The sequence below is a fragment of the Umezawaea sp. genome (assembly GCF_057122925.1).
The window spans coordinates 48,886-68,383 of the sequence record NZ_DBNGPQ010000081.1; the positions used below are offsets into that span (position 1 = coordinate 48,886).

Annotated in this window: 16 protein-coding genes; 2 read left to right on the top strand and 14 right to left on the bottom strand. The window is 71.4% G+C overall.

The window, feature by feature from the left end; genetic code table 11:
- Positions 1-7: 7 nt before the first annotated feature.
- Complete coding sequence (locus AC156L_RS18160) at positions 8-1,411, bottom strand: NAD(P)H-hydrate dehydratase (protein WP_330879542.1); 1,404 nt, start codon at positions 1,409-1,411, stop codon at positions 8-10.
- Between the two features lie 19 nt (positions 1,412-1,430).
- Positions 1,431-3,293: a glutamine--fructose-6-phosphate transaminase (isomerizing) gene (gene glmS / locus AC156L_RS18165; protein WP_330879543.1), complete on the bottom strand. Its 1,863-nt coding sequence runs from the start codon at positions 3,291-3,293 to the stop codon at positions 1,431-1,433.
- A gap of 144 nt (positions 3,294-3,437) precedes the next feature.
- Between glmS and AC156L_RS18170 the strand changes: the two genes are divergently transcribed.
- On the top strand, positions 3,438-4,259 hold the full coding sequence (locus tag AC156L_RS18170) for a dienelactone hydrolase family protein (RefSeq protein ID WP_330879544.1): 822 nt from the start codon (positions 3,438-3,440) through the stop codon (positions 4,257-4,259).
- A 120-nt stretch (positions 4,260-4,379) separates the two neighbouring features.
- On the top strand, positions 4,380-5,027 hold the full coding sequence (locus AC156L_RS18175; protein ID WP_484407046.1) for a hypothetical protein: 648 nt from the start codon (positions 4,380-4,382) through the stop codon (positions 5,025-5,027).
- Positions 5,028-5,069: 42 nt separating this feature from the next.
- Here AC156L_RS18175 and AC156L_RS18180 read toward each other — a convergent pair whose 3' ends face one another.
- The 12 genes from AC156L_RS18180 to eccCa all read right to left on the bottom strand — a co-directional run bounded on the left by AC156L_RS18180 (position 5,070) and on the right by eccCa (position 19,467).
- A complete protein-coding gene (locus AC156L_RS18180) occupies positions 5,070-5,585 on the bottom strand; it encodes a hypothetical protein (RefSeq protein WP_330879546.1) in 516 nt (171 codons plus the stop codon).
- 15 nt (positions 5,586-5,600) lie between these two features.
- A complete protein-coding gene (locus AC156L_RS18185; RefSeq protein WP_330879547.1) occupies positions 5,601-8,549 on the bottom strand; it encodes a hypothetical protein in 2,949 nt (982 codons plus the stop codon).
- Complete coding sequence (locus tag AC156L_RS18190) at positions 8,549-8,857, bottom strand: type VII secretion target (RefSeq protein WP_330879548.1); 309 nt, start codon at positions 8,855-8,857, stop codon at positions 8,549-8,551. Before AC156L_RS18190 ends, AC156L_RS18185 begins: the two co-directional genes overlap by 1 nt.
- 148 nt (positions 8,858-9,005) lie before the next feature.
- Positions 9,006-9,233 (bottom strand): hypothetical protein, encoded by a 228-nt coding sequence (locus tag AC156L_RS18195; protein ID WP_330879549.1) that lies wholly within the window; start codon positions 9,231-9,233, stop codon positions 9,006-9,008.
- 21 nt (positions 9,234-9,254) lie between these two features.
- Positions 9,255-10,589: a phosphoglucosamine mutase gene (gene glmM, locus AC156L_RS18200; protein ID WP_330879550.1), complete on the bottom strand. Its 1,335-nt coding sequence runs from the start codon at positions 10,587-10,589 to the stop codon at positions 9,255-9,257.
- A gap of 117 nt (positions 10,590-10,706) precedes the next feature.
- Positions 10,707-11,273, bottom strand: coding sequence for a 30S ribosomal protein S9 (gene rpsI, locus AC156L_RS18205; RefSeq protein WP_330879551.1), 567 nt, complete (start codon positions 11,271-11,273; stop codon positions 10,707-10,709).
- A 29-nt stretch (positions 11,274-11,302) separates the two neighbouring features.
- On the bottom strand, positions 11,303-11,746 hold the full coding sequence (gene rplM / locus AC156L_RS18210) for a 50S ribosomal protein L13 (RefSeq protein WP_259627787.1): 444 nt from the start codon (positions 11,744-11,746) through the stop codon (positions 11,303-11,305).
- 266 nt (positions 11,747-12,012) lie between these two features.
- Positions 12,013-12,297, bottom strand: coding sequence for a WXG100 family type VII secretion target (locus AC156L_RS18215; RefSeq protein WP_330879552.1), 285 nt, complete (start codon positions 12,295-12,297; stop codon positions 12,013-12,015).
- Positions 12,298-12,365: 68 nt separating this feature from the next.
- Positions 12,366-12,677, bottom strand: coding sequence for a WXG100 family type VII secretion target (locus AC156L_RS18220; protein WP_330879553.1), 312 nt, complete (start codon positions 12,675-12,677; stop codon positions 12,366-12,368).
- A gap of 153 nt (positions 12,678-12,830) precedes the next feature.
- On the bottom strand, positions 12,831-13,229 hold the full coding sequence (locus AC156L_RS18225) for a hypothetical protein (RefSeq protein WP_330879554.1): 399 nt from the start codon (positions 13,227-13,229) through the stop codon (positions 12,831-12,833).
- Between the two features lie 19 nt (positions 13,230-13,248).
- On the bottom strand, positions 13,249-15,036 hold the full coding sequence (locus AC156L_RS18230; protein ID WP_330879555.1) for a type VII secretion-associated protein: 1,788 nt from the start codon (positions 15,034-15,036) through the stop codon (positions 13,249-13,251).
- 429 nt (positions 15,037-15,465) lie between these two features.
- The gene (gene eccCa / locus AC156L_RS18235) at positions 15,466-19,467 is read right to left on the bottom strand and encodes a type VII secretion protein EccCa (protein ID WP_330879556.1); all 4,002 of its coding nucleotides are present in this window, start codon (positions 19,465-19,467) and stop codon (positions 15,466-15,468) included.
- Between the last annotated feature and the right edge of the window lie 31 nt (positions 19,468-19,498).

The following is a 19,498-nucleotide window of genomic DNA, read 5'->3' on the forward strand; positions in this document are numbered from 1 at the left end:
ACGCCAATCATGGTGTCACAGCCCGCACGGAACGAATCGCGTCCGGGATGGCGGCCATCAGCGACGACGCCGGGATCGGGGCGCCGTCGGCGGCGATCTCGCCCGCGAGGGAGTGCACGTGCGCGGCGCAGGCCGCCGCGAGCGGCGGGTGGACGCCCGCGGCGAGCAGCGAGCCGAGCACGCCGGACAGCACGTCACCGGAACCGGCCGTCGCGGGCCAGGCCGACCGGGACCGGTTCACGGCGACCGCGCCGCCGGGGTCGGCGATGATCGTGGTGTTCCCCTTGAGCAGCAGCACGGCGTTGAACCGCTCGGCGGCCCGCTTCGCCGCGGCCACCCGGTCGGTGCCGACCTCCTCCCCCATCAGCCGCGCGTACTCGCGGTCGTGCGGGGTGAGGACGACGGTGGTGTCCGGGTCGCGGGCGTCCCACAGGTCCGGGTTGTTGGCGAACATCGTGATGGCGTCGGCGTCCGCGCAGACCGGGACACCGGCCTCCAGCACGTGGCGGAGGACGTTCTCGGCGCTCAGCCCGGTGCCGAGGCCCGGTCCGACGGACCACGCCTGGACGCGGCCCGCGTCGGTGATGGAGCCGGTGCAGATCGACTCGGGCCAGCGGGCTCGGACGGCGTCGGCCGCCTGACCCGCGTAGCGGACCATGCCCGACGTGGCCAGGACCGAGGCGCCGGTGGAGAGCACGGCGGCGCCGGGGTAGGTGGCCGATCCGGCGGCGATGCCCGTGACGCCCTGGGTGTACTTGTCGTCGCCGATGCCGGGCACGGGCCAGGCCAGCGCCACGTCGGCGTGCTCCAGCTCCATCAGGTCCGGGCCGTGCAGCTCGGGCCCGAGGCCGATGTCGACCAGCCGCACGTCGCCGCAGTCGGCCAGCGCGTGCACCGGCTTGTGGCAGCCGAACGTGGCGGTGGTGTGCGCCTCGACGAACGGACCGCTGGTCACGCCGGTGTCGGGGTCGACTCCGCTGGGCAGGTCCACGGCGAGGATCGGCGCGGTGACCTTGGCGACGTGCTCGGCGGCGTCCGGCCGGAGCGGGCCGCGGGCCGAGAGGCCCACGATCCCGTCGACGACCAGGTCCACCTCGGGCAGCTCGGTGGCGACCCGGCCGCCCGCCCTGCGGAACGCGGCCAGGCCCGCCGGGTGCGCGCGGTCGGGGGTGAGCAGGACCGCGGTCACGGCCACGCCCCGGCGCCGGAGGAAGTACCCGGCCCACAGGGCGTCGCCGCCGTTGCCGCCCGCCCCGACGAGCAGGCCAACCCGCCTGCGCCCCGCCAGCAGCTCCAGGGCGACCACGGCCACGCCGAAGGCGGCGCGCCGCATCAGCGCGCCGTCCGGGGTCCTGGCCAGCAGCCGGTCCTCGGCCGCCTTGACGTGTTCGGTGTTCCAGAAACCGCGCATGGATCAAGCCTAGGGCGACCTACTCGACCGTGACGGACTTGGCGAGGTTGCGGGGCTTGTCGACGTCGTAGCCGCGGCTGCGGGCGATCTCGGCGGCCAGCACCTGGAGCGGCACCGTCGAGATGAGCGGCTGGAGCAGCGTCGGCACGGCCGGGATCTCGATGAGGTGGTCGGCGAACGGCCGGACCGTCTCGTCGCCCTCCTCGGCGATCACGATCGTGCGCGCGCCGCGGGCCTGGATCTCGCTGATGTTGGACACCATCTTCGAGTGCAGCACCGCGCGGCCCTTCGGCGACGGCATGACCACGACGACCGGCAGGCCCTCCTCGATCAGCGCGATCGGACCGTGCTTCAGCTCACCGGCCGCGAAGCCCTCGGCGTGCATGTACGCCAGTTCCTTGAGCTTGAGCGCGCCTTCGAGGGCCACCGGGTAGCCGACGTGGCGACCCAGGAACAGCACCGCCTTCGAGTCGGCCAGCTCGCGGCCGAGCGCGCGGACCTGCTCGGTCGTGCCGAGCACCTTGGCCACCGCGTCGGGCATGGCCTCCAGCTCGCGGAACTCGCGGGCGACCTCGTCCGGGTACTTGGTGCCGCGGGCCTGCGCCAGGGCCAGGCCGACCAGGTAGTTCGCCGCGATCTGGGCGAGGAACGCCTTGGTGGACGCGACCCCGATCTCCGGGCCCGCGTGGGTGTAGAGCACCGCGTCGGACTCGCGCGGGATCTGGGCGCCGTTGGTGTTGCACACGGCCAGCACGCGGGCCTTCTGCTCGCGGGCGTGCCGCACGGCCTCCAGGGTGTCCGCCGTCTCACCGGACTGCGAGACGGCGACGACGAGCGTGTCGCGGTCGAGCACCGGGTCGCGGTAGCGGAACTCGCTGGCCAGCTCGACCTCCACGGGGAGGCGGGTCCAGTGCTCGATGGCGTACTTCGCGACCAGGCCGGAGTGGTAGGCCGAGCCGCAGGCCACGACGAACACCTTGTCGACGTCGCGCAGGTCCTGGTCGGACAGGCGCTGCTCGTCCAGGACGATCCGGCCGCCGTCGAAGTGCCCGCGCAGCGTGTTCGCGAGGGCTTCCGGCTGCTCCTCGATCTCCTTGAGCATGAAGTAGTCGTGGCCGCCCTTCTCGGCGGCCGACAGGTCCCAGTCCACGGTGAACGGCTTCGCGGTGGCGGGCTCGCCGTGGAAGTCGGTGACCTCGTAGCCGCCCGCGGTGATCACGACGACCTGGTCCTGGCCCAGTTCGACGGCCTGGCGGGTGTGCTCGATGAACGCCGACACGTCCGAGGCGACGAAGTGCTCGCCGTCGCCGACGCCGACCACGAGCGGCGAGGAGCGGCGGGCCGCGACGACCTGGTCCGGCACGTCGGCGTGCGTCACGACCAGCGTGAACGCGCCCTCCAGGCGGCGGACCACGGAGCGGACGCTCTCGGTCAGGTCACCCGCGGTCTCGCCCTCGGCGTACGCCCGCGCGACGAGGTGCGCGGCGGTCTCGGAGTCGGTGTCGCTGGTCATCTCGACGCCTGCCGACTCCAGCTCGGTCCGCAGCGCGATGAAGTTCTCGATGATGCCGTTGTGGACGACCGCGACCCGCCCGGTCGAGTCCCGGTGCGGGTGCGAGTTCCGGTCGACGGGCGCGCCGTGCGTCGCCCACCGGGTGTGGCCCATGCCCGCCGTCCCGCCGAAGGACCCGCGCCCGACCTCGTCGAGCCGAGCCTCCAGGTTGGCCAGCCTGCCCGCCTTGCGTTCGACGGTCAGACCGCCCTCCCCGTCCAGGACTGCGACGCCCGCGGAGTCGTACCCCCGGTACTCCATCCGCCTCAGTCCGTCGAGCACGACGTCGAGCGCCGCCCGGTGACCCACGTATCCCACGATTCCGCACACCCGGACAGAGTAGCTAGACCACGGCCGTAACCCGAAAGTGTCACCGGTCGGGGTTTGCGCAGGTCACAGGTCAATTTGGTGTAGACCAATCCGGCCGTGTGGCGCGAGTCTCGGGAACGACCGCCATCCACTACGGTTCCAGGGGTGAGCGGCTACTCGGCGAAGCAGGCGTTGGACCAGCTCAGCAAGCCCGGAAAGCACGAGGTGCTGCGGGGCGAGCTGGCACTCGTCGGGCTGCCAGGGGCGGTGTTCACGCCCGCGTCCGGCCTCGGGCTGCCCGCCGTGGCGTTCGGCCACGGCTGGCTCCAACCCGTCGGCCGCTACGTCGGCCTGCTCCGCCACCTCGCGTCGTGGGGCATCGTCGCCGCCGCGCCGAACACCCAGCGCGGCCCTCTGCTGTCCGCGCGGCTGCACGCCGCGAACCTCCGCACGACCCTGGACATCTGCTCGGGCGTCCGGCTCGGCGACGGCGACATCAGCGTCGACCCGGCCAAGCTCGCCGTCGCGGGCCACTCGCTCGGCGGTGGCGCCGCCGTGCTGGCCGCCGCCGACGACGAGCGCGTCCGCGCGGTGATCACGTTGGCCGCCACCGAGACCCGACCGTCCGCCCTGGACGCCGCGCGCCGCGTCACCGTGCCGGGGCTGCACCTCGCCGCGGGCGAGGACCGCATCGCCCCGCCCGTCGGCCACTCCGAGGCCATCGCGGAGGCCTGGCTCGGGCCGGTGCAGGTGCGCACCCTGCCGAAGGTGGGCCACCTCGGGTTCGCCGAGGGCAGGCACTGGAGCGAGCTCATGCTGGACGGCAAGGGGGAACGCGCCGCGAACAAGCTCGCGAAGGCGTTCACCACCGCGTTCCTGCTGCGGACGCTGACCGGCGACAAGACCTACGACGCGCTGCTGGACAACGACGTCAAGGGCGCCGCCCTGACCTACCAGCGCGCCGCGCTGGCCCGCGCCCGGCACTGACCAGGTAGACCTGCGCGAAGCCGGGGGTGGTCGGTCGGACGACCCGCTACCGTCGAGCCCGTGATGCCAGGACAGCAACAACCCCCACCGGGCCACGGACCACCGCCGCGCGCCGGGAACATGGCCTTCGTCGTGATCGGCGCGGTCGCCGCGGCCGGAGTGGCGCTCCTGTGGGCCGTGCTCGGTCTGATCAGCGTGCTGCACGCCGACGAGGTCGACACCAACCCCCAGCTCGTCGACGTGCAGATGAAGGCCACCGGCGGCGACCCCGACACGCTGGCGCTGCTCAGCACCGCCGCCGAGTGGACCCAGTTCCTGCCCGTGCTGCTCTTCGGCTTCGCCGCCGTGCTGCTGGTGGCGCGCAAGGTGGCGGCCGTGCCGCTGATCTGGGCGGGTGCGCTCCTCGCCGTCGCGCCGCTGGTGCTGGAGATCGTCTACAAGAACTACTTCGGCTTCACCGGGGTCAGCGTGGACGGCTCCCAGCTGACCGCCGTCGTCCTCGGCGTCCTCGCCTCGCTCCTGACCGTGCTGCCGCCCGCGATGGGCGCGCTGCGGGGTGCGCCCCGCCCCGCCGGAGCGCCGGGGTACGGGCCGCCCGGCCCCCAGCAGCCCGGCTACGGACCGCCCCAGGGCTACGGGCAGCAGGGCCAGGGGGCGTGGGGTCCGCCGCAGGGACCGGGACAGCAGCAGGGACCGGGACAGCCGCCCACCGGTCACGGACCCCCGGCGCCCGGCTACGGTCCGCCTCCCGGACCTCCGCACCGCTGAGCACGGAGAAGGCCTCCCCGCCGCGGCGGGGAGGCCTTCTCGTCACGTGAGGTAGCTCGCGTTGCCGAAGTCGTCATCGTCGTCGGAGGCGGGACGCTGCGCGGGCCGCCGGGTCGGCGGCGGCAGCGGTGGCCGCACCGGGGCCTGGGCGACCGGTTCGGGGGCGGGCTGCTGCTCCCTGCCCCACCGGCTCGGGGCCGCGGGCGGCGCGCCCTGGAGGAACGAGCCCTCCGCCGTCTGGGACGCGGCGGCCAGCCTGGCGCGCTCCGCGGCGGCGAGCTGGTCGGCGAACTCGTCCGGCCCCTGCTCGTCGTCCTCGATGCCGAAGGCGAGTTCGCTCGGCTTCTTCTTGGCCGCGTTCTCCCGCTGGGCCTTCGCCATCTCGCGCAAGCGGTCGACGAGTCGCTTCGACTTGTCGACGAACTCCTTGTGGCTCTGGGCGGTGGCCTTGTCCGTCTCCTCGAACTTGCGGCTCGCCAGCTCCATCCGCGCCGAGTGCTCGGACCTGATCCCCTCGAACTTCCGCTTGACGCTCTCCAACGACTCGAACTCAGCCATCGGCCCTCACCCCGGTCATCGTGCGTTCTCCTCCCCGAGCGCGCCCTGCACGCGGCCGAGGGTGGCGTCGTCGTCGAACAGCGAACCGGTCGTGCGCCACTGGCTCGCACCCCGTTCCGTGTCGCCGCCGCCCTGCTGCTGGCCGCCACCGCCCATGGGTGCGCCGCCCATCATCCCGCCGCCCATCATGCCGCCGCCGGTCTGGCCGGGGTGCGCACCGTCCTGCATGGACGGCAGGGAGGCCGAACCGGGCTCGCCCGCCTGGGACGCCCTCGTGTCGGCGAGACCCGCCTCACCGGTCGGCGCGGGCGGACCCCACATGGGGTCGGCCGAGGCGCCGGGGATCTGCGGGCCGATCGCGGGGTCCGGCGTGGACGTCGGGGCCTGCGGACCGAGCACCGAGTCGGCGCGGTCGAAACCGCCACCGCCCAGGGCCGAGGCACCCGACGTGGACGTGGTGCCGTCCTGGGACGGCTCCCGGAACACCGGGTCGGCTCCCGGCTGGGCGAAGCCGGGCGCGGAGAACCCGGCGGGCTGCGCCGCCTGCGGTTCGGTGAAGCCCTGCTGCGCGAAACCCTGCTGGGCGAAGCCCTGGTCGCTGAAGCTGGGCTCGGTGAAGCCCTGCCCGGAGAAGCCCTGCGCGAGCCCCGGCTCCGTGAAGCCCTGCCCGCTGAAGCCCTGGTCACCGAGACCCGGCGCGAACCCCGGCTCGGTGAAGCCCTGCCCACCGAGGCCCGGCTCACCGGGAGCAGGCGCGAACCCCGGCTCCGTGAACCCCTGCCCGCCGAGGCCCTGGCCACCCGCGTCCGCGAACGCGGGCTCCGCGAAGCCCTGGCCACCGAGGTCCCGGCCGAACGCCGCGTCGGTGCCCCCGCCCTGGCCGCCGTCGGCGAACGCGGGCATGGTGCTGAAGCCCTGCTCGCCGTCGGTGAAGGCGGGCATCGCGCTGACGTCGGGCCTGCCCCCGTCGGCCGGTCCGCCACCCGCGAGGCCGCCGCCCTCGGGCTCGTCCTCGCCGAACTCGACGCCGTACTGCTGCGGCTCGCCCTCGCCGTCGTCGACGGTGAGGCTGATCTCACCGGTCAGCGGGTCGACCTCGGCGGTGATGGACAGGCCGTCCGCCTCGATCACGGCCTTGCCGTCGGCACCCGCCTCGATCGGGATCGCCCCACCGCCAGGAGCGGGTGCGCTGCCGGGCGTCAGGCCCGAGCCGGGCACGGGGCCCGCACCGGCCTGGCCCGTGCCGCCGCCCTGGCCCGAGAGGGCCTGCGCGAGGCCCGCGGCGCCGTTCTGGCCCATCAGGGCCTTGGCGGCGTCCGGGTTCTTGCTGAAGTCGAGGTCGTAGGTCTTCGGCGGCGCGTTCGGCGTGTCGACGGTCACCTTCACGTGCCCGCGGGCGTCCGGCTCGGTGACCTTGATCTCGTTGGCGCCACTGGTGATCGTGACGCTCTCCGGGTTCTTCTCCTCGCCCGGCTTGCCGCCCTCGCCCCCCGGGGTGTCCGGCTTGCCGTCACCGTTCGCGTCGTCCGGCTTCCCGTCACCGTTCGCGTCGTCCGGCTTCCCGTCGCCGTTGGCGTCGTCGGGCTTGCCGTCGCCGTCCTTGTCGAGCGGGTTCTCCGGCTTCGGCATCTCCGGGACGGCGGGCGTCGGCGGGGGCGACCCGGTGCCGCTGCCGCCGGTCCCGCTGCCGCCCGTGCCACTGCTTCCCGTGCCGGTGCTGCCGCTGCCCGTGCTGCCCGTGCCGGTGTTCCCGGTGTTGCCCGAGTTCCCGTTGTTGCCGTTGCCGTTCTCGCCCGGCTTCTCCGCCGGGGTCTCCTGCTTCGGCGGGTCGAACGGCTTGGTGTTGAACGCGTCGATCTGCTTGCCCAGCTCTTCCCAGGCCTTGTCGACGGAGTCCTTCGTGGTCGTGCAGATGGTGTCGAACACCTGCCACTTGCCGTCCACATCGGCCTTGAACGTGCTGCGGATCCACTTGTTCGCCTCGTCGCGGACGAGTCGCTTCCACTCGTCGCCGTCGCCGCAGCTGTCGTCGATCGTGTAGTTCACGAACCCGGCGACGCGGCGCAGCTTCGCCTCGTCCTCGGCGGTGCAGCCGTCCACGACCTCCTTGATCTGGTCGGGGCTCAGGCCCGCGATGTCGTTGACGTTGCGCACGCCTTCGAGGACCGTCCTGGCCTTGGCGTTCACCAGACCGGACACGGTGTGGCACGCGGCCCTGGTGACCTCGGAGATGTGGTCGATGGCGTCGGCGTGGGTGGCGGCCTTCTGCGACATGCCCGTCACGAACGCGCGGGAGGCGTCGGCGGCCTTGCCGTCCCAACCGGACCAGAGCTTGCTCATCGACTTCTCGGCGTCGCCCTGGCGGTCGCGGGAGTCCTGGGCGACCTGGCGCAGCTCGACGATGTCGATGTCGATCTTGTGGAAGTTGATGTCGCGCTGCTCGTCGTAGCGCTCGCGCATCTTGCCGACGTCGGTGTTGACCTTGCCGCCGTCGATGATCTTCTTCGCGTACTCGTAGACCGGCAGGAAGTTCTCGAAGTACTTGAGGCCCGGCGCGCCCGCGTCCAGCAGCTCGTTCGAGTTGGCGACACCGGCACCGCCGTCGGACGCGCGCTGGTTCGACGCGTCCAGCGCGTCCTGCCCGGCCTTCTTGTCCTTCTCGTGCTGGGCGTTGCGCGCGTCACCCGCGTCGGCGGCCTTCTTGCCCTTGTCGTAGGCGTTGTTCAGCCGGTCTTCCGAGCTGTCCGCCCACGGCATGGAGTCCTTGGTGGCCTGCCACTGCCCGTCGCCCCACGAGATGTCGTAGTCGTCGAGGTACTCCTCGAGCTCGTCGTTGTGGGTGCCGGTGATGTCGGTCTTGACGTCGTTCGCGTAGTAGGCCTCGAGGAGCGCCTTCTTGTCCTCGTAGGACACCGCGGGGTTGTCGACGACGGACTTGACGTCGTCCCAGGACGGGGTGGCCATCACTTGCCCCCGGTGTTGGCGAGGTTCTGCGCGTTCGCCGTGTCGGACCAGTCGTAGCCGTTGGCGGAGTTGCGGAGCTTGTCGGCGAGGCCCTTCAGGGCGGCGGAGTGGGCGGCGACGGCCTCGGCGACCTTGGGCAGCCCGGCGAGGTAGCGGGACCCGCCCGCCGTGTGCGCCCTGCCGAAGTCGCTGGGCCCGACCGCACTGGCCGTGACCTTCGCCTTGTACTCCTCGACGTCGGACGCCACACCCTGGATCGTGGTCGCCGACGACATCATCTCGCCCGCGTTGGCCTGAAAACCCGCCATGTGCTCCTGCCTCCCCTGAAGTCCCCGGTGAGACGCGGCCATGCCCCTCCGGGTTCCGCACAAGACTCCCAGGCCACCAGCCCGGGAGAGGCCGGTTGGACCAGTCGGTTGCCTTAGTAAACAGCCGCCACGCGCGGTGCGCAGCGGGTCACCACTGCTGGGGCGGCCGCTGCTGCTGTTGCTGCTGGGGCGGGAACTGGCCCGCGGGAGGAGGCGGGCCCTGCGGGAAGCCCTGGTTCGGCGGGTAGCCCTGGGTGGGGGGCGGGTAGCCCTGGTTCGGGGTGAACCCCTGCTTGGCCTTGGCCTTGGTGATGGCGAAGACGCCACCCCCACCCACGGCGAGACCGACGATGAAACCCAAGACCAGATTGACCATGCCCGCGCCCCCGACTCCGGATCAGTGGACCGAGGAAACCACACCGGCGAGCCTGCGCGCAGCGGACTCGGCGGCTTCGTGGCTGGTGGCCTCGACCATCACCCGGACGAGCTGCTCGGTGCCCGACGGGCGCAGCAGCACGCGGCCCGCGTCGCCCAGTTCGGCGGTCACCTCGGCGACGGCGTCGTTGACCGACGTGTCCTTCGCCACCACGGCCTTGTCCGACACCCGGACGTTGATCAGCACCTGCGGGAGCCTGCTCATCACGCCCGCCAGCTCGGCCAGCGACCTGCCGGTCTCCGCCATCCGCGCCATCAGGCGCAGCGCGGTCAGCAGGCCGTCGCCGGTGGTGGCGTGCGCCGGGAGCACGACGTGGCCGGACTGCTCGCCGCCGAGGGCGAAGCCACCGGCCCGCAGCTCCTCCAGCACGTACCGGTCGCCCACCCCGGTCGTGCGGAGCGCGATGCCCTGCTCCCGCATGGCGATGTGCAGCCCGAGGTTGCTCATCACCGTCGCCACCAGCGTGTTGTCGGTCAGCTCGCCCGCGTCGCGCATCGCGACGGCGATGACGGCCATGATCTGGTCGCCGTCGACCTCGTTGCCCTGGGCGTCCACGGCGAGGCAGCGGTCGGCGTCGCCGTCGTGGGCGATGCCCAGGTCGGCACCGTGTTCGAGGACCGCGGCGCGCACCACGTCGAGGTGCGTCGAACCGCAGTTGTCGTTGATGTTCAGACCGTCCGGAGTGGAGTTGATCTCCACGACCTCGGCCCCCGCGCGGCGGTAGGCGTCCGGCGCGGCGATCGAGGCGGCCCCGTTCGCGCAGTCCACGACGACCTTGATGCCTTCGAGGCGGTGCGGGGTGATCTTGAGCAGGTGCTCGACGTACTGGACCTCGGCGTCCTCGACGTCGCGGACCCGACCGATGGCGGCACCCGTGGGGCGGCCGTCGTGGGTGAGCATCTTCTGCTCGATCTCGTCCTCGACCGAGTCCGGGAGCTTGTGGCCGCCCGCGGCGAACAGCTTGATCCCGTTGTCCGGCATGGCGTTGTGCGACGCGGAGATCATCACGCCGACGTCCGCGCCGAGCGCGGCGACCAGGAACGCGACGGCGGGCGTCGGCAGCACGCCGACGCGGAGCACGTCCGCGCCCGCGGAGCTGAGGCCAGCGACGACCGCGGCCTCCAGCATCTCGCCGCTCGCCCGTGGATCACGACCGACCAGGGCCACCGGGCGGTGGCTCCGATCGTGCTCGGCGAGCACCCGCGCCGCGGCCGCGGCCACGGACAGTGCCAGTTCGGGGGTGAGGTCCGCATTGGCGAGACCGCGTACTCCGTCGGTGCCGAACAGGCGAGCCATGATCCGAGGGTCCTCCGTGATCAACCGCACAGCAAAAGGGGCCGGAAAGCACTGCGGGAGCAGCAGTTCGGTGAAGAACTGGCTGCTCCCGCAGGGTAAAGCTGGGTGAAGGCTCGATCAGCGCTTGCTGTACTGGGGCGCCTTGCGGGCCTTCTTCAGACCGTACTTCTTGCGCTCCTTGACCCGCGGGTCACGGGTGAGGAAGCCGGCCTTCTTGAGGACCGGGCGGTCCTCGATGTCGATCGCGATCAGCGCACGCGCGATGGCGAGGCGGAGCGCACCGGCCTGGCCGGTGGTGCCGCCGCCGCGCAGGGTGGCGAGCACGTCGAACGTCTCGGGCTTCTCCGTGGTGACCAGGGGCTCACGGATGAGCTGCTGGTGCACCTTGTTGGGGAAGTACTGCTCCAGGCTCTTGCCGTTGAGCGTGAACTTGCCGGTGCCGGGCACGAGCCGCACGCGGACGATGGCCTCCTTGCGCCGACCAACGGTCTGCGCGAGGTGGTGGGCACCGTTCAGCGAGTGCTTGACGACGGGCGCGGCGGCCTCGTCCTCGTCCTCGTCGACGTCGGTCTCGACAGCCTCGACCTCGGTGTCGACGGCGTCGACCTCGGTGGCGTCGTCGGCCTCAACGGCGTCGACGGCGTCGGTCTCGACGGCCTCGACTTCGTTCTCAGGGGTGGTCACAGTGACTTCCTCGGTGTGCTCGTCGCCGGTCACTGGGCGATCTTGGTGATCTCGAAGGGCTGCGGCTGCTGCGCTGCGTGGGGGTGCTCAGGGCCGCTGTAGACCTTCAGCTTGCTGCCGATCACGCTGCCGAGGCGGTTCTTGGGCAGCATGCCCTTGATGGCCTTCTCGACGAGCCGGTCAGCGCGGGTGTCAAGCACCTCACCGAACGACTGCTTGCGCAGACCGCCCGGGTGACCGCTGTGGCGGTAGACGAACTCCTGGTCCCGCTTGTTGCCGGTGAGGGCAACCTTGTCAGCATTGATGATGACGACGAAGTCGCCAGTGTCGACATGCGGGGCGTAAGTCGGCTTGTGCTTGCCGCGCAGCAGCGTCGCGGCCTGGGTGGCGAGCCGACCGAGCACCACGTCCTGGGCGTCGATCACATGCCAGGCGCGGGTCACCTCGCCGGCCTTCGGGCTGTACGTGCGCACGGATCTACCTCGTCGTCACTTGCGTCTGGTGGACATTGCGGCGGCTGCTCCAGGCCGGATTGCCCCTCGAGAACGAGCTGGGCAAGTGGACCAGAACACACGCGGCGCGCAATGTCGCACCGGATACCGCACAACAACGTAGGAAGATACCGGTTGGGTCGTGGCCGGGTCAAAACGGCCCCCGCCAACCGGCGGTCTGAACGTGCGCGGGCCCCGGAACCCATGGGTTCCGGGGCCCGCGAGGTCACGCTGGGTGACAGGTGTTCCTAGCCCCAGCGGGCCGTGTTCTGCTGCTCACCCTGCTGGAAGGCCTCGCCCGCGGCGCGGACGGCGGTGCCGATCTGCGCGAGCACCTGCTGGAGGTCCTCGGCCGCCTGGTTCCACTTGTTCTGCGACGCCTGGTACGCGCCACTGGTGGAACCCTCCCACTGGGCGATGACCGGGTCGATGCGCGACTTCAGGTTCTCGAGGGTGCTCTGGAGGGTGCTCGCCTGGTTCCCGATGTCACTGGCGAGTGCGTCCATGCTGCCGAAATCGATCTTGATGTCCACTGTTTTCCCCAAATTCTATTCTGAAGCGAGCTGAACCGAGCGAGAAGAAAGCGAGCCGGAAAGCAGCGTCAGCCGCCGAGGCGCGACGTGACCTGGCTGATCGCCTGCGCCTGGTCCTCCTGCGACTGGAGGTACGCGGTGGCCGTTCCGGTCACCTGCTCGGCGATCTCCTTCAGAGCCTGGTTCAGCTTGATGGCGTCCTCGTCGAACCGCTGGTTCAGCATGTCGAAGGCGTCCTTGGCCGCACCCTTCCAGGTGCCACCAATCGCGTCGATGATGCCGTTGAGGTTCTTCAGAATGCCGTCGATCTCTTCGCCAGTGCTGACGATGTCCCGACCCGCGGTCAGGAGTTCTTCGCTGCCAGTAGAGAAACCTGCCATTGGGAAAAGCCCCCTTGATAGATGGTGCCGGGCTGTACGTTCTCGGCTTGTACTGCCCCTACGACGGACACAGTGCCATGCCGGTTCCGTCCTGTCGCGACTTCGCCGGAAACAGTTGCTCTAGTGAACGGTCGCAGGGGGAACCCGCCGCGGTCAGTAGAGGATTTGCCCTTGCGAAAAGTCCTCGTCATCGTCACCTGAACGGGGAAGTTGCCCCCTCGGACCGGGTGCCGGACGGGGCCCCGGAGTGATCGGGGAAACATTTGCATTAGCGTTCGCGGTCTTTTCAGGAGCAAACAGCTCGGCCTCGTCCGGGAGCCGCTCGACCGGCAGCCCGCGCTCCTCGCGGAACCCGTTCGCGACCCGGCGCACGTCCGGGGACGTCGCCCGCTGGCCCGGTGCCGCCTGCTTCGCCTTCGCCTGATCAGCCAGTTCGCGGTTGCGGCCGCGAGCGGCTCCGTTGCGCACCCCGGCCTCGGACGCGGCCCGACGACCTCTCGTGACCGCCGCCGCGAGGTCCGCGCGGAACCTGGCAAACGCTTCCGAGGTCATGCCGAGCCCTCCTGCTGGGTCAACTGGTCACGTCCATCGTCCTGACCACCTGCTCGCACGCCGCGCGCACCCGTTCCTCGCCCGAGGGCGTGTACTGGCAGCCGACGCTGACCTGCGCGTCACCCTTCAGCACGATGTACCAGTCGATGGTCAGGCCCTGCGGCCGTTCCCGGTAGTAAACGACATCCTTGTCGGCGAAGCGGGTCGACGGGGTGAAATCGGCGAGGTTCTTGGCGCTGTCGTACTGGGTCCGCAGTTCACCGACGGCCCGGTCGCGGTCGGCCGAGGCGTCGTAGGTGAGTTTTTGCTCCTGAACGGCGATGACCTCCTTCGTGGAATCACCACCGACCGGGCGCAACTGCACCTTTCGCGCCGTGGAATCGCCACCGCTCTGCTCCCATTCCGCGGGGGCGGTGAAGCTGTAGTCGTACATCGCTATCTGCTTGCCTGCGGGTGCGCTCGACGAGGTGCTCGGATTCCCGGCATTCGGCGTACCACCGCTGTTGATCGCATATGCGACGGACGCGCCTATTGCCACGACGAGCAGAACGGCCGATCCGATGAACAGCGGAACGCGCGACCGGCGTTTTGCCGGAACCTTCACCACGGGGAACTGCGGTTGTTGGGGAAATCCCGGAGCAGGCGTCGGGGGAAACGCGCCCCGGTACGTCTCGGCCGCCCCGATCCGCCGGGTGATCTTGCGGGTGCTGTCCTCCGGCGGCGCGGGCGCCTGCTGCTTGGCCTGCTCCACGTGCACCGCCCGCAGCGCGCCGCGGGCGACCACGGTCTCCGGCTGGTCGATGCTCGTCGGCACCACGCCGGACTGCTCCATGACCAGCCTGGCCACCATCGGGATGCGGCTGGACCCGCCCACCAGGAAGATCCCGGCCAGCTGACGGGGGTTCAGGCCGGTGTTGCGCACGGCGCCGAGCACCAGCGCGACGGCCCGGTTGAGCGGCGCGCTGATCAGCCGTTCCAGGTCACCGCGCGTGACGTGAGCGTCGGGGAACGGCGGCGGCATGGGCACGTCGGTGTAGGCGTGGCGGGACAGCGTCTCCTTGGCGCCGCGCACGTCCTGCCGGAGCACCCGGCGGCGGCGCCGGTCGGCCAGCGCCTGGCCCTCCACGAGCTGCCGCCACCCGTCGCGGTCGGCGGGCGGCACCTGGGAGCCGAGGTGTTCGAGCAGCATCTGGTCGACGTCCGCGCCGCCGAAGCTCTGGTCGCCCTTGGTGGCCAGCACCCGGAACGCGCCGCCCTGGCGGCTGATGACCGTCGCGTCGACCGTGCCCGCCCCGAGGTCGAGCACGGCCAGCGTCGAGCCCTCGGCCATGGCGTGGCCCGCGGAGTGGAAGACCGCGGCGGCCACCGGCTCGGGCACCAGCCGCACCTCGCCCGCGAGCCCGTTCGCCGCCTGGAGCAGCACGCGGGTCCGCACCGCCCCCCAGTCGGCCGGGTGGGTGAGCACGAGCAGGTCGACCGGCATCCCGCCCGCCACCCGCCGCGCCTCGCCCACCGCGCGGGTCAGCACGGCCCGAACGACGTCGGACACCCGCAGCACGCTCGTGCCCAGCAGCAGTTCGCCGTCGTCGATCCGCCGCTTCGGGTTCGGCTCGTACCGAGACGGGTCCACGGCGGCCTGCCGCTCCGCCTCGTGCCCCACGAACAGCGTCCCGTCGGCGGCGGCGAACACGGCGGACGGCACCAGCGGCTGGCCGTCGAACACGACGACCTGCGGCTCCCGCCCGTGCACCGAGAGCGCGACGCAGGTGCTGGACGTGCCGAAGTCGACCGCGACGTGCAAGCTCATCCGAATCCCCTCATCCGGCAGGACAGCCGGGCGACACATGCATACCCGATGCGGCCGGACGACGTGGCACAACCCGGCCGTTCAGGGGGTGCCCGGCGCGGCGGACGACCTCGAACCCGACGAACACGGCACCTCCCCCGCGGAAACGCACGACCGCGGTGGCACCCGTCGTTCGGCCCCGGCGACCGGACGGTCCACGGCCTCCCCGACACCGCGGGGCCACCTCCGGGGGTCGCGAAAATCCAGCATATGCGCACCCCGCGGGGCGCGTGACCGCGGTGCGAGCGGCCTGGCGGGGACGGGGTCGCCCACCTCGGCGGCGATGCCACCGGCGGAAACGCCGGTCACCGGAAGCCGGGGTCCGACCGGTCGGCGAAGGCGGAGGGCCCGCGGCGTGCGCCGCGGGCCCTCCGACGTGCGCGGGACGGGCTACTCCGGGTCCACCCAGGCGAACTGGATGCGCTGCTGGCCGTTCTTGCGGGTGACCAGCGTGCCGCGGCCGGGGGGCTGGGGGGAGGCCTTGAGGTTGCCCACGAGGTTGCCCTCCTCCTTGGAGCCGCTACCGATCATGAACGGCGAGGCGATCTCCTTCAGCTTGCCGATGATCGGGTCGAACATGGCGCGCGAGGCGCCACCCATGCGGCGGACGACGACGATGTGGAGACCGACGTCCTTGGCCTGGGGGATGAACTCCGCGAGCGGCTGGAGCGGGTTCTGGCCGCCCTGGGGGGCCACGAGGTCGTAGTCGTCGACCACGACGAACAGCTCGGGGCCCTTCCACCACGACCGGTTGCGGAGCTGGTCCTGCGTGACGTCGGGGCCGGGGAGCCTGCCGACCATCGACCCGCGGACGTCCTTGACCAGGTCGACCAGCTGCGCCGACGAGACGGCGTAGCTGAGCAGGTGGTCGGTGTCGATGAAGCCGAGCATCGTGCGGCGGTAGTCGACCAGCAGGATCAGGGCCTCGGACGACGTGTACTGCGTCATGATGCCGCGCACGATCGCGCGGAGCATGCCGGTCTTGCCGGACTCGCCGTCGGCCAGCGACATGAAGTGCGGGTCGTTGTCGAAGTCGAGGTAGACCGGGGCCAGCTCGTCCTCGTCCACGCCGATCGGGACCATGTGGCCGCGGTTCGGCCTCACCTGGTCGGCCTGGGCGATGAGCTGCGGGTACGGCAGCAGGTCGGGCAGCAGGCGGACGGCAGGGGCGTGCGGGCCGCGCCAGGCCTGCGTGACCTTGCCGATCAGGTCCGCGATGCCCGCGGCGACGTTCGTCGGGTCCGACGAGGCGTCGATGCGGGGCAGCGCGGTGAGGAAGTGCAGCTTCTGCGGCGACAGGCCACGACCGGGCCTGCCGGGCGGGACGTTCACGGCGACCTTGCGGTCCACGTCGGACTCCGACGGGTCACCGAGCCGCAGCTCGAACCTGGTGCCGAGGAGGTCCTTCATGGCGGGCCGGATCTCGGCCCAGCGGTTGGCGGCGATGACGACGTGCACGCCGTAGGACAGGCCCTGCGCCGCGAGCTGCTGCACCAGCGGTTCGAGGGTCTCGAACTCCTGGCGGAAGTTCATCCAGCCGTCCACGACGAGGAACGCGTCGCCGAAGGCGTCGTCCTTGATCTCGCCGCGCCGCTTGCGGTTGCGGAACTCGACCATGGAGTCGATGCCCTGCGCGCGGAACCGCTGCTCGCGCTCGGAGATCAGACCGGACAGCTCGGCGACCATGCGGCGAGCCTTGTCCACGTCGAGCCTGCTGGCGAAGCCACCGACGTGCGGCATCCGCTCCAGCGCGGCGAGCGTGCCACCACCGAGGTCGAGGCAGTAGAACTGCACCTCCTGCGGGGTGTGCGTGAGCGCCATCGACGTGATGAACGTGCGCAGCATCATCGACTTGCCCGACTGCGGACCGCCGACGATCGCGCCGTGGCCCGCGGCACCGGAGAAGTCCGCCCACAGCAGGTCGCGGCGCTGTTCGAACGGCTTGTCCACGACGCCGATGGCGACCTGGAGCTTGCCGTTGGTGACGAAGCCGGGCGCGGTGAGCCCGCGGTCCTCGGTGGGCTGCAACGGGGGCAGCATCGTGTCCAGCGACGGCGGCTCGTTCAGCGGGGGCAGCCACACCTCGTGCGCGGGAGGACCCTGGCCGACGAGCTTGTTGACGATGACCTCGAGCTGGCTCGGCTCGTTGCTGTCCTCCTTCTTCTCCTCGACGACCGGCTGCACGGGCCGGATCGGCTCCTTGGGGATCTCGATGTAGTCCGGCACGAAGTAGCGGGGGCGCTTGTCACCGCTGACCGCGGAGGTCGGGCCCGCGGCCTGGAGACCGGCGGGCCGGTACGGGCCGGACACGTAGAGGGCCTTGAAGCGGACCAGCGGCGACCCCTGGATGCCCAGGTAGCCGGAGCCGGGGATGGGCGGCAGCTCGTACGCGTCGGGCACGCCGATCGCCGCGCGCGACTCCGCCGCGGAGAACGTCTTCAGACCGATCCGGTAGGACAGGAACGTGTCCAGGCCGCGCAGCTTGCCCTCTTCGAGGCGCTGCGAGGCGAGCAGCATGTGGATCTGGAGCGAGCGGCCGACCCGCCCGATCTGGAGGAAGATGTCGATGAAGTCCGGCTTCGCCGTCAGCATCTCGGAGAACTCGTCGATGCAGATGAACAGCGCGGGCAGCGGGTCGAGGTCGGCGCCGTTCTCACGGGCCTTCTCGTAGTCCCAGACGTTCTTGTAGTTGCCCTTCGCCAGCACCTCCTGGCGGCGGGACACCTCGCCCGCGATGGCGTCCTTCATGCGGTCGACCAGCGTCAGGTCGCCCGCGAGGTTGGTGATGGTCGCGGCGACGTGCGGCGCCTTGTCCAGGCCGAGGAAGGTCGCGCCACCCTTGAAGTCGACGAGGATCATGTTGAGCGAGGTCGACGAGTGCGTGGCCAGCATGCCCAGCACGAGCGTGCGCAGGAACTCCGACTTGCCGGACCCGGTCGCGCCGATGCACAGGCCGTGCGGACCCATGCCCTCCATCGCGGATTCCTTGATGTCCAGCTCGACCTGCTGCCCGAACTCGCCGATGCCGAACGGCACCCGGTAGCGGTCGCGCACCGGCCGGGGCCGCCACGCCTGCTGCACGTCGAACGTCATCGGGTCGCCGGGGATGTTGAGGAACTCCAGCAGCGGCGGGTTGTTGCTCATCGACAGCGGGTCCTCCTCGCTGCCACCGGTGTCGACGCCGCCGACCCGGTACGGCGAGAGGCGGCGGGCCAGCGCCTCGGCCTCGACCACGGACAGCCAGTCCGGGCGGCCGAACCACTCGACGCCGCTGGCGCTGCGGGCGCCGAGCTTGTCGTCCTCGATCACCAGGCGCAGGCCGCGGCGGGCGGTCAGGTTGCCCAGCGACTCCGACAGGTCGAGCAGCGTCACGCCGACGAGGCCCTCCTCGAGGAGGATCTGCTCCTCGCGGGTCACGTCGCCGTCGTCGATCACGATCACGACGTGCGGCTGGTCGGCGGGCGGCGGCGCGTTGCGGGTGAACCGCTGGCGGTCGCGGAGCTGCTCGTCCAGCATCTGCTCGACCTCGGCGAGCGAGCCCGCCATCATCCGCATCTGGCCGATGCCGTCGACGATCGTCGGGTGCTGCACGTGCGGCAGCCACTTCGCCCACTCCCACTGGGCCTTGGTGCGGCCGGTGGTGACGACGGCGATCAGCAGGTCGTCCGGGCAGTGGAACGTGGCGAGCTGGGCCAGCAGCGCGCGGGCCAGGCCGCGCTTGACCTCGGTGTCGCCGATCAGGCCGACCGCGGCGAACCCGCGCAGCGCGATGGAGATCGGCAGCTCGGGCACGAGCGAGTGGGCGCGCACGAAGCGGCGCAGCGCCAGCGTGGCGATCGGCTCCAGCTCCTCGACGGGGCCGGTCTGCGGCGGCACGAGCCGGGTGGCCAGCCGCTGCGAGCCGCGGCCCGCGCGCAGGTGGCAGAAGTCGGGGTCGTTCTGGCGGCGCTCCCACATGCGGCGGGTGGTGGCGAGGGACCACAGCATCTGCGGGTCGGGGTGGACCCACTCGCGCTCCGCGCGCTGCTCGTCGGCCGCCTCGCGGGCGCGGTCCCGCATCTGGCCGAGGTACCGCAGGTAGTCCTTGCGGTCCTCGTTCATCTCGGCCTTCTTCTGGCCCTTGCCGCTGCCCATGCCGCCGGCCATCATGCCGATGGTCGAGATCATCATCATGCCGGGCATGATCATGGCGGCGGGCGCCCTCGACCCGGTGCTGAACATCAGCGCCATCATCCCGAGCGACGACACGATCATGACGGCCGGCAGCGCCTTCATCATGATGTTGCCGGGGATGATCCTCGGCACCTCGGGCGGTGGTTCGAGGTGCACCTCACCGCCGGGCGGGCGTGGGGCAGCGAGGCGTGGCGTTCGCTTGAACTGCAGCGTGCTCACCGGACAGGCACCTCTTCAAGTCGTGTGTCGA

Coding starts and splice junctions, on each gene's coding strand:
- AC156L_RS18160 (WP_330879542.1), bottom strand. CDS start 1,411: ATGCGCGGTTTCTGGAACACCGAACACGTCAAGGCGGCCGAGGACCGG.
- AC156L_RS18175 (WP_484407046.1), top strand. CDS start 4,380: ATGGCCTTCGTCGTGATCGGCGCGGTCGCCGCGGCCGGAGTGGCGCTC.
- AC156L_RS18180 (WP_330879546.1), bottom strand. CDS start 5,585: ATGGCTGAGTTCGAGTCGTTGGAGAGCGTCAAGCGGAAGTTCGAGGGG.
- AC156L_RS18185 (WP_330879547.1), bottom strand. CDS start 8,549: ATGGCCACCCCGTCCTGGGACGACGTCAAGTCCGTCGTCGACAACCCC.
- AC156L_RS18190 (WP_330879548.1), bottom strand. CDS start 8,857: ATGGCGGGTTTTCAGGCCAACGCGGGCGAGATGATGTCGTCGGCGACC.
- AC156L_RS18195 (WP_330879549.1), bottom strand. CDS start 9,233: ATGGTCAATCTGGTCTTGGGTTTCATCGTCGGTCTCGCCGTGGGTGGG.
- glmM (WP_330879550.1), bottom strand. CDS start 10,589: ATGGCTCGCCTGTTCGGCACCGACGGAGTACGCGGTCTCGCCAATGCG.
- AC156L_RS18220 (WP_330879553.1), bottom strand. CDS start 12,677: ATGGCAGGTTTCTCTACTGGCAGCGAAGAACTCCTGACCGCGGGTCGG.
- AC156L_RS18225 (WP_330879554.1), bottom strand. CDS start 13,229: ATGACCTCGGAAGCGTTTGCCAGGTTCCGCGCGGACCTCGCGGCGGCG.
- AC156L_RS18230 (WP_330879555.1), bottom strand. CDS start 15,036: ATGAGCTTGCACGTCGCGGTCGACTTCGGCACGTCCAGCACCTGCGTC.